We start from the raw sequence: 14091 nt of genomic DNA on the forward strand, positions 1-14091 counted from the left end.
CAGGAGACACCTCGATGCACCCCTCGTCCAGCCTTCCGGCCGAACGTTCGAAGGCCGCCGCGATCTTTCGCGTCACGGCCGGCAATTTTCTCGAGCAGTTCGACTTCTTCCTGTTCGGCTTCTACGCCACGCAGATCGCCAATGTCTTCTTCCCTGCGCAAAGCGAGTTCGCTTCGTTGATGATGACCTTCGCCGTGTTCGGCGCCGGCTTCCTGATGCGGCCGCTGGGCGCAATCGTGCTGGGCGCGTACATCGACGAGGTAGGCCGCCGCAAGGGCCTGATCGTCACGCTGTCCATCATGGCGAGCGGCACCATCCTGATTGCGTTCGTGCCGGGCTACGCGTCGATCGGGCTGCTGGCCCCCGTGCTCGTACTGATCGGGCGGCTGCTGCAGGGCTTCTCCGCAGGCGCCGAGCTGGGCGGTGTATCGGTCTATCTCGCCGAGCTGGCAACGCCCGGCCGCAAGGGCTTCTTCACCAGCTGGCAATCGGCCAGCCAGCAGGTTGCGATCGTCATCGCGGCGGGCCTCGGCTTTGCGCTCAATCAGTGGCTGAGCGCATCGCAGATCGCCGCCTGGGGATGGCGCGTGCCGTTCTTCGTCGGCTGCATGATCGTGCCGTTCATCTTCATGCTGCGCCGCAACCTGGAGGAAACCCAGGAATTCAAGGCGCGCAAGCATCGCCCTGGAATGAAGGAAGTGTTCGGCACGCTGGTTCAGAACTGGGGCGTCGTGGTCGCCGGCATGATGCTGGTCGCGATGACCACCACGAGCTTCTATCTGATCACCGTCTATGCGCCGACCTTCGGTAAGACGGTGCTGCATCTCAGCACTGCCGACAGCCTGCTCGTGACGCTCTGCGTCGGCGTGTCGAACTTCGTGTGGCTGCCGATCGGCGGTGCGCTGTCCGATCGGTTCGGCCGTCGGCCGCTGCTGGTCGGCATGACGATGCTCACCGTCCTGACCGCCTATCCGGCGCTGTCGTTCCTCGCTCACGCGCCGTCGTTCGCCAACATGCTGCTCGTCCTGCTCTGGCTCTCGTTCATGTACGGGATCTATAACGGTGCGATGGTCGTCGCGCTTACCGAAGTGATGCCGGTGCAGGTGCGTGTCGCGGGCTTCTCGCTCGCCTACAGCCTCGCGACGGCCGTGTTCGGCGGCTTCACGCCGGCCATCTCGACCGGGCTCATTCACATGACGGGCGACAAGGCCGCACCCGGCTACTGGATGAGCTTCGCCGCGGTGTGCGCGCTGCTTGCGACGTTCGCGCTCTACCGTCACCGCACGGCGACGCTCACGCCGGCGCATTGATGTTCAGCCCATCCGAAACCTCACCCACCCACACGAATTCGCATGACCACGACCATGAGAAATCAGCTCCTGAAATTTTGCGCGACCGCGCTCGTCGCCACCGCGGCGTTTGCGGCCAACGTGCAGGCGGCCGAGCTCCACGTGATGAGCTCGGGTGGCTTCACGGCCGCCTATAAACTGCTCGGCCCGCGGTTCGCGTCCACGACCGGCAATACGCTCGACACCGCGCTCGGCCCGTCGATGGGCAAGTCGCCCGAAGCGATTCCGAACCGGCTCGCGCGCGGCGAGCCCGCCGACGCCGTCATCATGGTCGGCTACGCGCTGGACGAACTGATCAAGCAAGGCAAGGTCATCCCGGGATCCCGCGTCGAGCTGGCCGATTCGCGCATCGGCATGGTCGTGCGCGACGGCGCGGCAAAGCCCGACATCAGCACCGCCGAAGGTCTCAAGCAGGTGCTGCTGCACGCGAAGTCGATCGCCTACTCGGACAGCGCGAGCGGCGTGTATATCGAACGCGAGTTGTTCAAGAAGCTCGGCATCGAGGAGCAGGTGAAGTCCAAGGCGAAGATGATCCCGCGGATTCCGGTGGCGTCCGTCGTCGCGAACGGCGACTACGAAATCGGCTTCCAGCAGGTCAGCGAGCTGCTGCCCGTCCACGGTGCGACCTTCGTCGGCAAGATTCCCGAATCGCTGCAGTCCGTCACGCGCTTCGCTGCCGGCATCCCCGTCGGCGCGCAGCATCCGAAGGAAGCGAAGGCGCTGCTCGATTATCTGGCGTCGCCCGACGTGCAGGCCGACGTGCAATCGACCGGGCTGGATTCCGCTTCCGCTCATTGAGCCTGATCGACGGGAAGGCTGGTGTCAGACCGCCTTCCCGTCACCGCCGCCGTCTTCCGCGACACCGTTTTCATCGGCCCCGTCCGGCGAGGCCGGCCCGCCCGCCGCGAGCCTCTGCGCAAGACGCGTACGATCGCACGCACCTTCCCACAGCGAAACGAAGATCACCGCGCATGCATTGCTGATCACGCTGGTTAGCGCGCGTGCCTCCGACATGAAACGATCGATGCCGACCAGCAGTGCGACGCCGGCGACGGGCAGGTCGGGCATGACGGCGAGTGTGGCGACCAACGCGACCAGCCCGCTACCCGACACACCGGCCGCCCCCTTCGATGTGAGCAGCATGATGGCGAGCATCACCGCGATCTGTGACGCGGAGAGCGGCACGTCGCACGCCTGGGCGATGAACAATGCCGCGAGCGTCAGATAGATCGCGGTACCGTCCAGATTGAAGGAATAGCCCGCCGGCAGCACGAGCCCCACGATGCCCTTGTCGCAGCCGAGTGCCTCCAGCTTGACGATCAGACGCGGCAGAACCGGCTCCGTGGACGATGTCGCGAGGACGATGAGCAATTCTTCGCGCATGTAGCGCAGGAGCCGCCACAGCGCGAAACCGTGCAGTCGCGCGAGCGGTGCGAGCACCAGCGTGACGAACAGCACGCAGGCCACGTAGAAGGACGCCATCAGCTTCGCGAGCGAGCCGACCGAACCGATGCCGAAACGGCCCACCGTGAACGCCATCGCGCCGAATGCGCCGAGCGGCGCGAGCCGCATGATCATCGCGAGCACGCGAAAGACGACCTGGGCGACACCGTCGATCAGCGCAAGAACGGGCCGGCCGGCCCGCGGGTGCGCATTCAGCGAGAAGCCGAACAACAGCGACAGCAGCAGCACCGGCAACACTTCGCCTTTGGCGAACGCGCCGAGCATCGTGTCCGGAATCACGCTCAGCCCGAACGCGACAAGCCCCCGCGGCTGCGCATGCTTCGCATACGGAGCGAGGATGCCTGCATCTAGGTGGTGGACATCGACGTGCATGCCGGCGCCGGGCTGCAGCACATATGCGGTGACGAGTCCGAGCGCGAGCGCAGCGGCGGTCAACAGATAGAAGAGCGCCAGTGCCCGCACGATCGTGCGGCCGATCGCCTTCCCGTTCGCCAGCGACGTGATGCCCGAGACGATCGTGCAAAAGACGATCGGGGCGATGGTCATCTTGACCAGGCCGACGAACGCATCGCTGAGGGGCTTGAGCATCGTGCCCGCCGCGGGCCATGCGTGACCGATGCCCATGCCGAGCATCATCGCGAGCAGAACCTGCACGTAAAGCGATCCAAGCGGCCTGGCCAACCTCACTGTCCGGTCTTCCTTCGTGTCTCTCTGTCGTCGTTATGCCGATGCGCCACTGCTTGCGGTCCCGCCACGCTTCGCCTCGATGACCATCCGATGAAATGCCTCGGCGGCCGGTGTGAGCGGTCGTCCGCGCCGCTTCACGATTCCCACGCGCCGTTTGACGACCGGTTCGACGAGCGGCACGCTCGTGAGAATCGGGTGGTCATGCCCAGGCATCGCCATCGACGGGACCGCGGCGACGCCGAGCCCCGCTTCGATCAATCCGAGCAGGGTCGTCACGTGGCGTGTCTCGCAGACGCTCGGCGCGCGCGGCGCGACGGCGGTCAGCGCCTGGTCGAGCAGCAGACGGTTGCCGGAAGTCTTGTCGACCGCCACATAATCGTGCTCGTAAAGCTCGTTCCAGGTCACGCGCTTCTTGCGCGCGAGCGGGTGGTCGCGGCGACAGGCGGCAACGAAGCGTTCCTGGAGCAGCACCTTGAACTCGATCTCAGCCTCCTGGCTGCCGATGAAGCTCACGCCGAAATCCGCCTCGCCGCTGATTACAGCCCCGAGCACCTCGTTGGCGCTTGCATCGAGCAGCTTCACCCGGATGCGCGGAAAGCGCTGATGATAGCGCGCGACGATGGCGGGAAGAAAGTAGTAGGCGACCGACGGCACGCATGCGATCGTCACATGGCCCAGGCGGCTCGATGAAACGTCGCGAATGCCGAGCAGGGCGGCATCGAGATCGTCGAGCAGTTGTTCGGCACTCTGCGCGAACACGCGCCCGACCGTGGTGAGCGAGACGCTGCGCGTGGTGCGCTCGAACAGTCGCACGCCGAGCGCTTCCTCGAGCTTGTCGATACGACGGCTCAAGGCCGGCTGGGAAATGTTGACTGCGTCGGCGGCCTTTCGGAAGCTGCCTGTTTCCACGACGGCGCGAAATGCCTGCAAGTCGGTTAAATCGAAGTTGATCCCCACAGGCAAATCTCCGCCACTCAGATGCGGTGCATTGTGCATGATTCCGCCGGCGCCAGGCGCGTTGCGTTGCCTGAAACCGATGTCTTCGGGTTTGCCCGCCGTGGTTGCCCGAACCGCGCACGATAGTCTCGCGGCGATGCGCCGATGCATGTTGCAAACGCACGCTGCAATGCGTCCACGCTTCCCGATCCCGATCGTTCGGCTATCCGTTCGAGCGGCCGGTCGGCCCGCTGCAGCCATGCCTTCGCACGCCCGACCCGCGCAGCCGGCACGTAACGGGCCGGTGAGAACCCGGTCTCTTTGAGGCGTGTGATCCTTGCGCGGCGGCAGATCGTCGGATCGTGGAAATCGAGGAGATTACCGGGCGACCAAGGTCGCGTGGATGACTTTTGGCAGCCACGCATACGCAATCGTTACCAGCGTCACGCCGACGACGAGCATCGGCACAACCATCGGCCATGCGCCAGCTTGATAACGCGGATCGGCGAATCCCGCTGCCGTTTGTCCTACGCTGAACGCGAAGAACATCATGATGAAGCCGGACCAGGATACGGCGCGGCCTGCAAGTTGAGGCAGGCCGCTGACCGCCCCTGCCTGCCCGCACGGCTGATGGATTCCGTGGCCGAGGCAATACACGCCATGCCCGACGAGCAGCGGCCAGATGCTGCCGGGAAGCAGCGCGCACCCCAATGCCTGGATCACCGCGCCGCAGAGGCTCAGCGTTGCGCCTTGCCGCACCGTTCGCAACATGCTCTGACGGCGCAGCAGCACGCGGCAGCCGAACGTGCTCAGGACATAGACGAGCGTACCGCTTGCCGGTATCCAGCCATAACGCTGGGGCGAGATGCCGAACTGCCCGATGTAGATAGCCGGAGACAGCAGCAGGAAGCAGAACATGCCGGTGTACGTCGACGCGGCCAGCAGTGTCCACACCCTGAACGGGGCATTGCCGAATATCTCGCGCACCTCCCGGGTCGAGTTCCGGCTTGGCGCGCTTCGCGCGAAGCTTTCCTCGAAGCCGTACCAGCACATGACGAGCAGCCCGAACGCATACGCGCTCATCCCCGCGAGCACCCATCGCCATCCGGCTTGCTGTGCGACATACGCACCGAGGATCGGGGCGAGGAACGCCATCATTCCCATCCCCATGAAACCGCGCGCCATCACGTACGGGCCGTCGCCCGCCGAATACCGGTCTCGCACTGTCGCACGGGCGCATACCAGTATCGCGGCCATGGCCAGCCCCTGCATCGCGCGAGCGGCCACCAGCATCGCCGCGGTCGAGGCCAGCGCAGCGGCCAGTGCGGACAGTGCATAGAGCGCAAGGCCGGCCAGCAGGACGGGGCGGCGGCCGAACCGGTCGGAAAGGCTGCCCATCGGCAATTGCCCGACACCGAATATCAGCGCGAAAACCGTGAGGCTGATACTGGCGGAGCCCAGCGTGGCGGCGATTTCGGGCAGCGCCGGCAGGTAACTGTCGGTCGCCACCGGCTGGGCCGCCAGCAGAAGCGGCAACATGAGCGCGAAGTTCAGGCGAGCGGGTCGCGTGGAGTCCGGCATGGCGGTTTTCGACACGGTATCGGGCATCGTGCTTCGAATAAGGGCAGCGGTTACGCCAGGTTGCTCGCCCGGCGAGGGCGGCCGCGGCGAGCTGAAGTGGCTGGGCGGAAGGGGCGCCGAACCCGACGCCCCGCCGAACGCCGGCTAGCTGCCGACGGATCCGGGCACGGGTTCGCGCGCGATGCGATCGTGCGACAGCGCCTCGGCGCGCAGCAGGTCGTATTCTGCCTTGCCGACCGGTTGCGCGTTCGCTCGGCCCAGGTCGTTCAAATGGATACGACTGGTCTCGCGTGCGCTCCAGGCCGCGAGCGACGCGATCACGGTGATGCCGAACGCGATCGCACCGACGATCAGCCAGACGTGATGGGCGCCGGGCGGCGCGACCGCGGTGAACAGTGCGGGCAGCATCGCCGTGGCCGCGGTACCGAGGTTCTGCGCGATGGCCATCGCCGAGACGCGCGTGCGGGTCGGGAAGAGTTCCGGGTAAAAGGCGGGAAATACCGCGTTGTAGCCCTGGTACACCACGCCCCACATCAGCATCGACATCACGAATGCGAGCGGCACGTTCCGGATGCTGATCGCATACAGGTACGCGAACGCGAGCAGCCCGGCGGCCAGCGAGCCGATGATGATCGGCGGCCGGCGGCCGACGCGGTCGGACAGGTTGCCGACGAACGGAATCACGATCATCGCAACGATATTGCCGACCACCGTGATCCAGAGATAGACATCCTTCTGGAATCCGATTCCATATGCAGGCTGAACCGCATAGGCCGCGCCGAAGATCGTGGCGACGACCGGAATCACGTTCATCATCGACATGCAGGCCACGCGCAGCATGTCGGGAAAGTGGTGCCTGAAAGCGTCGGCCACCGGCGAGCCGGCTTGCGACCGGTTGCGTACCGCTTCGTCGAAGGCCGGCGACTCGTCGACCTCGCGGCGAATGATCAGGCCCGCGACGATGACCAGCGCACTCAGCAGGAACGGAATGCGCCAGCCCCAGCTATCGAATTGCGCGGACGGCATGTAGTAGGCGAGCGGCAGGAACACGGCGGCGGCCAGCACTTGCCCGGCCTGCACGCCCTGCAGCGTGAAGCTGACGAAGTAGCCGCGCCGGCCGAACGGCGCGTGTTCCAGGATCATCGAGCTCGCGCCGGTGATCTCGCCGGCCACGGCGAAACCCTGCAGCAGGCGCAGCGTGACCAGCAGGGCGGGCGCGATCAGCCCGGCTTGCTGATAGGTCGGCAGGAGGCCGACGCCGACGGTCGAGATGCCCATCAGGAACATGCAGAACAGCAGGACGGTTTTCCGTCCGCGCGTGTCGCCGAGATGGCCCAGCACGAACGCGCCGATCGGGCGGGACACGTAGCCGACACCGTAAGTGGCCAGCGACGCGATGATGGCCGTCGTGGGGCTCCCGTGCGGAAAGAATATCTGCGGGAAGATCAGCGCCGACGCCGTGGCGTAGATGAAGAAATCGTAGTATTCGAGCACCGATCCGATCCAGCCGCTGATGGCGGCTTTTCTCGATTGGTGCCTGCCCCTGGGCTCGTCTCGCAAGGTCGTGGTCATCGTCGTCTCCGGATATTGATATGTGTGCCGGGCAAGGCGGTGATGCGGGGAGTCGTCACTGCCCGATGTGTCGACCCCGTCGTGCGACCTGACCGCGGCCCGTCGATACGGCGCGCGGCGAGCACGCGCGGTGCGCAACGCCGCGCCCTGGCGACGGCTGCGCATGCGCGTCGGTCCCGCATCGGCAGCGATGCGGGAATCGGCTTATTCGTCGCCGAGCGCCGAAACCGCGGCCCTCAGCGCGAGCAGATAACTTTGGACACCGAAACCGCAAATCTGCCCGCTGACGATCTCGGCCAGGACGGAGTGATGCCGGAACGGCTCGCGTGCGTGAATGTTGGACATGTGCAGTTCGACGATCGGGCACGTGAGGATCGCAAGGGCATCGCGAATGCCGTAGCTGTAATGCGTCCATGCGCCCGCGTTGATCAGCACCGCGTCCTGGTGTTCCTCGAAAGCGCGATGAATGCGCTCGCACATCGCGCCTTCGTGATTCGTCTGGAACGATTCCACCTGCACACCCAGTTCCGTCGCCAGCCCTTGCAGCCGCGCATCGATCTGCGCGAGCGTGATCGTCCCGTACTGCGCCGGATCGCGCTTGCCGAACATGTTGTGATTGATGCCGTGCAGCATCAGGATCTTCTTCATGCGAATCTCCGTTGCGTGTTCAATCAAAGGGCACGGCCAGACGATCGATCACCGCGCTGGTCTGGGGGCGTACGCCGCGCCACCACGCGAACGCTTCGGCCGCCTGCTCGACCAGCATGCCGACGCCATCCGCGATCCCGTGTACGCCTGCGTTTTTCGCGAGCCGGAGAAACGGCGTCAGACGCTTGCCGTATGCCAGTTCGTAGGCCGTGCCGGCCGGACTGAACACGCTCGGCGGAACCGGCGGCAGGTCGCCGGTCAGGCTCGCCGACGTGGCATTGACGACCAGGTCGAAACGCCCCATGCGTGCGAGGTCCGCGTAACCGCTGGCAACGAGCGGGCCGCGTCCGGCAACCTGCGCGGCCATTGCGCGCGCCTTGTCGACGTCGCGGTTCGCGATGACGAGTTCCGCCGGGCCGGCTTCGAGGAACGGCAGCAGCGCGCCGCGTGCCGCGCCGCCGGCACCGAGCACCAGGACACGCTTGCCGGCCATCGGCAGATTGAGGTTCGTTTCGATATCGCGCACCAGCCCGATGCCGTCGAAGTTGTCCGCCAGGATGCGGCCGCCTTCGAACTTGAGCGCGTTGGCCGCGCCCGCGAGCTGCGCGCGCTCGCTGCGTTCGTCCGACATCGCGAACGCGTCGAGCTTGAACGGCGCGGTGACGTTGATGCCCTTGCCGCCGCCGTCGAAAAACGCGCGAACCGCGTCAGCGAAGGCGCCTGCCGGTTCGATCGGCCCCTCGATCGCCGTATAGCCGAGGTCCTGCCGCGTCTCCTGCGCGAAGAGGCCGTGAATCAACGGGGATTTCGTGTGTCCGATCGGATTGCCGATCACCGCGTATTGGTCGGTCATCATTGGCTCGCTTTTGAGTAGAGGACGCCGTCGGCCTGCATCGCGTCGATTTCGGCCGAATCGAACCCGAGGGAGCGCGCGATCTCCGCGTTGTGCTGCCCGAGATCGGGCGCGACGTCGCGAATCGTCGTATCGCAATCGGAAAACCGGAACGGCAGGTTGGGCAGGCGCAGCGTCCCGTAGCGCGGATGCTGTTGCTCGACGACCATGCCTCTGGCCTGGATCTGCGGATCGTTCAACACCTCGTCGATGCGCTGCACCTTCGCGCACGGAACGTCGATGCCGTCCAGCAGATCCAGCACCGACGCGACGGAACGCGCGGCCACCCACGGCTCGACCACTGACAGAATCTCCGCGCGGTGCGCATTGCGCCCGGTGCTGTCGTGAAACCGCGTATCGGCGCCGAAGCCCGCCGGGCCGCCGTGCGTCGCGATCAGCTCGGCGAAGCGCTTCCACGCGTCGTCGACTTGCGCGGCGATCACGAGATCGCCGTCCGCGGCGCGGAACACGCCGTAGAGCGTCGAGGTCGGCATGTCGTGCCCGGTCTGCTCGGGCAGCACGCCCTGCAGCGTGTAGCACTGCACCGCGTATTCGTGCATCGATACCAGCGTGTCGTACAGCGCCATGTCGACGTGTTGCCCGCGGCCGCTCTTCACGCGTCCGAGCAGCGCGGCGTTGATGGCCGCGACCGCATGGATGCCGGTGTACATGTCGCCGAGCGAGATGCGCAGCAGCGGCGGCCGCTCGCCCGGCGTGCCGACCATCTGCATGATCCCGCTCTTGGCTTCCGCGATCAGCCCGAAGCCCGCGCGATGCGCGTCGGGGCCGGTATGCCCGTACGCCGAAATCGAGCAGTAGACGAGGCCCGGATTGCGCGCGGACAGTTCGGCATAACCGAGCCCGAGCTTGTCCAGCGCGCCCGGCCGATAGTTCTCGATGAACACGTCAGCGGAGTCGCACAGCCGCTGCATGAACGCCTTGCCGCGTGCGTCCTTCATGTTGACGCTCACGCCGCGCTTGCCCATGTTGAGCTGCAGGAAGTAGCCGCTTTGCTGGTCGTCGAGCACGGTCGCGTGCTGCCGTCCGGCGTCGCCTGACCCGGGCCGTTCGACCTTGATGACTTCGGCGCCGAGCGCCGCGAGACAGCGCCCGACATACGGCCCGGCAAGGAAATGGCTGTAGTCGACGACGCGAATGCCTTCGAGTGGGCGAGCCTGCATTACAGTGCCTCCGGGCGGCGCGGCACCATCAGGCGATGCTCGCCGCGTTGAACGACCTGACCGTCCTGATTGATCAGCTCCGACGGCAGCACGACGATGCCCCAGTCCGGGCGGCTCTTGCTGGCCCGCATCGAGCCGACGCTGAACTTCACGTGCAGCACGTCGCCGACCTTGATCGGCAGCAGGAAATCCCAGGTCCAGCCGAGCGACATCCCCGGCAGAAAGCGATAGTCGCTCTGCGTCTTCAGGCCGTCGGCGATGGACAGGCCGAACAGCCCGTGCGCGACGAGGCACCCGAAATGGCTCGCGTTCGCGTATTCCTCGTCGACGTGGACGGGCGTATGGTCGCCGGTGAGGTCGGCGTACGCGAGAATGCGCTCCTTGGTCACGATGTAGTTCGGGCTCGTGCACGTGTCACCCTCGCGGGCGTCGTCCCAGTATTTTTCGACGATCGTCATGCTCATGCCTCCGCACGCGGGTTGATTGCCAGCGCTTGTGCGACGCAGGAAGCCGGCCGGGCCTGGATCAGTTCGACGGCGAGCCCGTCTGGCAGGCGAAGCCAGTTGCGCCCCTGCGGCATCTCCGTCACGCCGAATCGTTGGGCTGCGGCCAGCGCGGCCTCGAGGTCTTCGCACATCACGCCGAGATGCGCGAGGCGGCCTTCCGGGCCTGCGTATTCCGGCGCGTGGATGAACTGCAGGCCGCCGAGCGTCCAGTACTGCCGCGGTGCGTCGAGCGTGCCGTCGACTTCGCGCAGCGTCATGCCGAGCACGTCCTCGAAGAAACGGATGTGCCAGCGGATGTCCTTCACCCAGATCGCAACGTGTTCGAGATAGGCTTTCTTGGCATTCATGCGGCCGCCTCCTGCCGTTGGCGGTCGGCCATCGCGCGCTCCAGCCCCTTGATGCACGCGACGAGCGTTGCATTCACCGGGGTCGGCACGCCGTAGCGCTGGCCCCAGCGCACGACCGAACCGTTGATGAAGTCGATCTCGGTGATCGAGCCCTTCTCCAGGCTTTGCAGCATCGACGTCTTGAAGGTCGCGGGCAGCCCCTCGGCGGCCAACGTCCATGCCTGTTCGGGATCGGTCATCGACAGCTTCACGCCCGCAGCCTGCGCCGCCGCGATCGCCTCGGCCACGGCCGCGAGCGACGTCGCCTTCAGCAGCGGCTCGTCGTAAAGCTGCCCGTAGGTGAGGCCGGTCAGGCCCGTCAGCGCACCCGTCGCGACGTTCACCAGCAGCTTGTCCCACATCGTGCCGACGATGTTGTCGCTGATCGTCGTGGCGAGGCCGGCGGCATTGAACGCCGCGGCGATCGCCTCGACACGCGGTGTGATGCGGCCGTCGAGTTCGCCGATGTAGGTGTATTTGCCGATCACGCCGGATTCGATATGGCCCGCGCCGCGCAGCACGCCGCCGACGTAGGTCTTGCCCGCGAGGACGCGCTCGCGGCCGACGACGTCGATCAGGATGTCCTCGTGTCCGAGGCCGTTCTGCAGCGACAGCACGGCGGTATCCGGCCCCACCAGCGATTGGGCGCCGCGGATGGCCGCATCGGTGTGGAACGACTTGACCAGCACCACCACCAGGTCGGCCACGCCGACATCGGCAGCCCGGGTCGTCGCGTGGACGCGCACGTGGCGGGTGCCGCCGGCATCGTCGACGCGCAGGCCGTCGCGGCTCATCGCATCGACGTGGGCGGGCGAGCGGTCGATCAGCCAGGTCTCATGGCCGCCTTGGGTGAGGGTGGCGCCGATCGCGCAGCCCAGTGCGCCGGCGCCCAGAATTGCTATTTTCAATGGATTCTCCTGTGTCGACCGGAGTTGGCGCTTTGGCGCCTTACTCCGGTCCCATGCAAAGCTGACGTATGGCCTCACGATAGGCGTTGCCGCTCATGCCGCCAATGCAATGGATACAATGGCGTCATTGCCATCGACAATAACGCCGCGATGCCCGCCGACCTGCCCGACCTGAAGCTGCTTCAGCTTTTCGATCTCCTGTACGACGTGCGCAGCGTCACGCGCGTAGCCGAGCAACTGGGCCAGAGCCAGCCGACGGTCAGCATCTGGCTCGGGCACTTGCGGGAACACCTGCACGATCCGCTTTTCATCCGGACGCCCGGCGGCATGGCGCCGACACCGCAAGCCGACGCGCTGATCGGGCCGTGCCGGGAAATTCTCGAATCCCTGCGGCGCTTCACCGCGTGGGAGATCGCGTTCGATCCGGCGACGGCCCAGCGACGGTTTCGCATCTGCATGACCGACGCGAGCCACATCACGCTGCTTCCGCGGCTGCTGGCCCATGTCCGGGCGCAGGCGCCCGGCGTCCGGCTGGAAGCCGCACGGATCGACGGCAATACGGAGCGCGCGCTCGAATCCGGCGAAGCCGATCTCGCGATCGGCTATGTGCCGTGGCTCGGCGGCGGCATTTATCAGCAGAAGCTGTACGACCAGGACTGGGTATGCCTGGCCAACCGGCATCACCCGAGGATTCGCGGTCGCCTCGGGGCGAAGCAGTATCGTTCCGAAGGACATGTCGCCATTACGGCGGGAACGGGCGCGCAACTCCTCGAGCAGGCGCTGCGGCAGGCGCGCATCGAGCGCGACGTCGTGCTGGAGCTGCCGGGTTTTCTGGGGCTGGGGGCGATCGTCCAGACGACCGACCTGATTACGACGCTACCCCGTCATATCGGCCAGACACTGGCTCAGGCGAGCGATCTGGCGGTTCATGCGTGCCCGATCCCGGTCGACGGGTTTGCGGTACGGCAGCATTGGCATGCGCGATATCACCATGAGGCGGGCAATCGATGGCTGCGTGGTGTCGTGATTCAACTGTTCGGTGCATCGGATTGACCTGCGGGTTTGGCGTTCGCGACGGATGCCGGACTGGCCGGCGTCGGGTTGGATGAGAAACGTCCTGAAAGCCGTATTTTTCGACGTTTTACGTCGATGTTCGATTCGGTTGAGATTTTTTCAGTCGCATCGAGGCGATATGATTTCTCCAGCCCCAACACCGTCGGCCGATCCATGAAGCGCGCCAGCATCGCTGCGACGCGGCCCCGCAAGCACGAGAGAGTTGTATGCCGGACACGCCAATCGTCATCGTTGAACACGCCCGCAGGCGAACCGCCCAAGTCCGGTCCGGCGACGTCCCCGCCGCCTTGCAGGAGGGTCCCAAGTGGGTGTGCCGTATCGTTCCGGATCACGCACAGCGATCCTGCGAAGGGCGCCGATCCGCTGCAAGCGCGGCTGAAATGCTCGGCCGACTGAAGCCTGCGAACGTCGTGTTGACGGACTCCGTGCCGAGCGCCGGCGGCTGGCTGGCGCGCGCTTCGACCGACGAGGCGGGCCGGTGTCGCGCCTATGCGCATCTCGGTGCGGACCAGGTCCTCGAGATGGTCGGCATGCCGGGCGTCGGCCCGTGGCTCGACGAGCACGACACCTGGTGGCCCGGCGCGTACGAGCTGCCGTTGCTCGAACAGTTGTCCGCGAACGAGTCGCCCCTGCGCAACCTGCTTGGCGCGACTGCGCCCGCCCATCTGTTGATGAGCCTGACCGAAGTCGACGGCACCGCACTCGTGACCGAATCGGACGATGGCATCGAGCGGCCGTTCCGTATTCCTGCAGGTGTGGACACGATCCATTTCGAACCCGTATGCATCCGCGGGCCAGTCGCGCAGTGGCGCGAAACGCTGGTTACCGCGTTCGACCGTGTGCGGCATCTGGTCGGGCTCAGGTCGGCCCGCCCTTTTTATCTTTGACGCAAGTAACCGTTCTCCGG

General features: G+C 65.9%; 15 protein-coding genes and 1 pseudogene. 4 read left to right on the forward strand and 12 right to left on the reverse strand.

Annotated elements, in window-relative coordinates; translation table 11 throughout:
* Positions 1 to 14: 14 nt before the first annotated feature.
* Together AB3K92_RS07950 and AB3K92_RS07955 are read left to right on the forward strand one after the other, a co-directional pair.
* Entirely contained in the window at positions 15 to 1310 is a 1296-nt protein-coding gene (locus AB3K92_RS07950) for an MFS transporter (RefSeq protein WP_318828335.1), read from the forward strand.
* A 54-nt stretch (positions 1311 to 1364) separates the two neighbouring features.
* On the forward strand, positions 1365 to 2147 hold the full coding sequence (locus AB3K92_RS07955; RefSeq protein ID WP_059811951.1) for a substrate-binding domain-containing protein: 783 nt from the start codon (positions 1365 to 1367) through the stop codon (positions 2145 to 2147).
* Positions 2148 to 2171: 24 nt separating this feature from the next.
* Here AB3K92_RS07955 and dctA read toward each other — a convergent pair whose 3' ends face one another.
* The 11 genes and pseudogenes from dctA to AB3K92_RS08010 form a co-directional block, all read right to left on the reverse strand.
* A complete protein-coding gene (gene dctA, locus AB3K92_RS07960) occupies positions 2172 to 3500 on the reverse strand; it encodes a C4-dicarboxylate transporter DctA (protein WP_369464767.1) in 1329 nt (442 codons plus the stop codon).
* A 33-nt stretch (positions 3501 to 3533) separates the two neighbouring features.
* Complete coding sequence (locus AB3K92_RS07965; RefSeq protein WP_318827607.1) at positions 3534 to 4457, reverse strand: LysR family transcriptional regulator; 924 nt, start codon at positions 4455 to 4457, stop codon at positions 3534 to 3536.
* A gap of 17 nt (positions 4458 to 4474) precedes the next feature.
* Positions 4475 to 4762 (reverse strand): annotated as a pseudogene (locus tag AB3K92_RS07970) (helix-turn-helix domain-containing protein); the annotation flags it as partial.
* Positions 4763 to 4814: 52 nt separating this feature from the next.
* Positions 4815 to 6017 (reverse strand): MFS transporter, encoded by a 1203-nt coding sequence (locus AB3K92_RS07975; protein WP_369465768.1) that lies wholly within the window; start codon positions 6015 to 6017, stop codon positions 4815 to 4817.
* A 144-nt stretch (positions 6018 to 6161) separates the two neighbouring features.
* On the reverse strand, positions 6162 to 7589 hold the full coding sequence (locus AB3K92_RS07980) for an MFS transporter (RefSeq protein ID WP_369464768.1): 1428 nt from the start codon (positions 7587 to 7589) through the stop codon (positions 6162 to 6164).
* Between the two features lie 204 nt (positions 7590 to 7793).
* Positions 7794 to 8237, reverse strand: coding sequence for a type II 3-dehydroquinate dehydratase (gene aroQ / locus AB3K92_RS07985; RefSeq protein ID WP_021157525.1), 444 nt, complete (start codon positions 8235 to 8237; stop codon positions 7794 to 7796).
* 19 nt (positions 8238 to 8256) lie between these two features.
* Complete coding sequence (gene aroE, locus AB3K92_RS07990; RefSeq protein ID WP_369464769.1) at positions 8257 to 9090, reverse strand: shikimate dehydrogenase; 834 nt, start codon at positions 9088 to 9090, stop codon at positions 8257 to 8259.
* On the reverse strand, positions 9090 to 10310 hold the full coding sequence (locus AB3K92_RS07995) for a CaiB/BaiF CoA-transferase family protein (protein WP_021157527.1): 1221 nt from the start codon (positions 10308 to 10310) through the stop codon (positions 9090 to 9092). The genes aroE and AB3K92_RS07995 overlap by 1 nt, the downstream gene beginning before the upstream one ends.
* Positions 10310 to 10768 (reverse strand): MaoC family dehydratase, encoded by a 459-nt coding sequence (locus AB3K92_RS08000; RefSeq protein ID WP_059489770.1) that lies wholly within the window; start codon positions 10766 to 10768, stop codon positions 10310 to 10312. The genes AB3K92_RS07995 and AB3K92_RS08000 overlap by 1 nt, the downstream gene beginning before the upstream one ends.
* Before the next feature lie 2 nt (positions 10769 to 10770).
* Positions 10771 to 11163: a VOC family protein gene (locus AB3K92_RS08005; RefSeq protein WP_059620176.1), complete on the reverse strand. Its 393-nt coding sequence runs from the start codon at positions 11161 to 11163 to the stop codon at positions 10771 to 10773.
* Positions 11160 to 12110: a ketopantoate reductase family protein gene (locus AB3K92_RS08010; RefSeq protein ID WP_027790148.1), complete on the reverse strand. Its 951-nt coding sequence runs from the start codon at positions 12108 to 12110 to the stop codon at positions 11160 to 11162. Before AB3K92_RS08010 ends, AB3K92_RS08005 begins: the two co-directional genes overlap by 4 nt.
* A 132-nt stretch (positions 12111 to 12242) precedes the next feature.
* On the opposite strand from AB3K92_RS08010, the gene AB3K92_RS08015 reads away from it, so the two are divergent.
* Positions 12243 to 13163, forward strand: a complete 921-nt coding sequence (locus AB3K92_RS08015; RefSeq protein ID WP_042973576.1) for a LysR family transcriptional regulator — start codon at positions 12243 to 12245, stop codon at positions 13161 to 13163.
* Here AB3K92_RS08015 and AB3K92_RS08020 read toward each other — a convergent pair.
* Positions 13139 to 13354: a hypothetical protein gene (locus tag AB3K92_RS08020; protein WP_021157532.1), complete on the reverse strand. Its 216-nt coding sequence runs from the start codon at positions 13352 to 13354 to the stop codon at positions 13139 to 13141. The genes AB3K92_RS08015 and AB3K92_RS08020 overlap by 25 nt on opposite strands.
* Positions 13355 to 13390: 36 nt before the next feature.
* Between AB3K92_RS08020 and AB3K92_RS08025 the strand changes: the two genes are divergently transcribed.
* Positions 13391 to 14071 carry a hypothetical protein gene (locus AB3K92_RS08025; protein ID WP_042973529.1) on the forward strand — a complete coding sequence of 227 codons (681 nt, stop codon included), beginning with the start codon at positions 13391 to 13393 and terminating at the stop codon, positions 14069 to 14071.
* Positions 14072 to 14091 lie beyond the last annotated feature (20 nt).

It is taken from the genome of Burkholderia sp. Bmkn7, from assembly GCF_041103175.1.
Classification (GTDB): domain Bacteria; phylum Pseudomonadota; class Gammaproteobacteria; order Burkholderiales; family Burkholderiaceae; genus Burkholderia; species Burkholderia cepacia.

What these genes read in the sequence shown, in the direction of transcription:
- AB3K92_RS07950 (WP_318828335.1), top strand. Translation starts at nt 15, where the DNA reads ATGCACCCCTCGTCCAGCCTTCCGGCCGAACGTTCGAAGGCCGCCGCG.
- AB3K92_RS07955 (WP_059811951.1), top strand. Translation starts at nt 1,365, where the DNA reads ATGAGAAATCAGCTCCTGAAATTTTGCGCGACCGCGCTCGTCGCCACC.
- AB3K92_RS07975 (WP_369465768.1), bottom strand. Translation starts at nt 6,017, where the DNA reads ATGCCGGACTCCACGCGACCCGCTCGCCTGAACTTCGCGCTCATGTTG.
- AB3K92_RS07980 (WP_369464768.1), bottom strand. Translation starts at nt 7,589, where the DNA reads ATGACCACGACCTTGCGAGACGAGCCCAGGGGCAGGCACCAATCGAGA.
- aroQ (WP_021157525.1), bottom strand. Translation starts at nt 8,237, where the DNA reads ATGAAGAAGATCCTGATGCTGCACGGCATCAATCACAACATGTTCGGC.
- aroE (WP_369464769.1), bottom strand. Translation starts at nt 9,090, where the DNA reads ATGACCGACCAATACGCGGTGATCGGCAATCCGATCGGACACACGAAA.
- AB3K92_RS07995 (WP_021157527.1), bottom strand. Translation starts at nt 10,310, where the DNA reads ATGCAGGCTCGCCCACTCGAAGGCATTCGCGTCGTCGACTACAGCCAT.
- AB3K92_RS08000 (WP_059489770.1), bottom strand. Translation starts at nt 10,768, where the DNA reads ATGACGATCGTCGAAAAATACTGGGACGACGCCCGCGAGGGTGACACG.
- AB3K92_RS08005 (WP_059620176.1), bottom strand. Translation starts at nt 11,163, where the DNA reads ATGAATGCCAAGAAAGCCTATCTCGAACACGTTGCGATCTGGGTGAAG.
- AB3K92_RS08020 (WP_021157532.1), bottom strand. Translation starts at nt 13,354, where the DNA reads ATGCTGGCGCGCTTCATGGATCGGCCGACGGTGTTGGGGCTGGAGAAA.
- AB3K92_RS08025 (WP_042973529.1), top strand. Translation starts at nt 13,391, where the DNA reads ATGCCGGACACGCCAATCGTCATCGTTGAACACGCCCGCAGGCGAACC.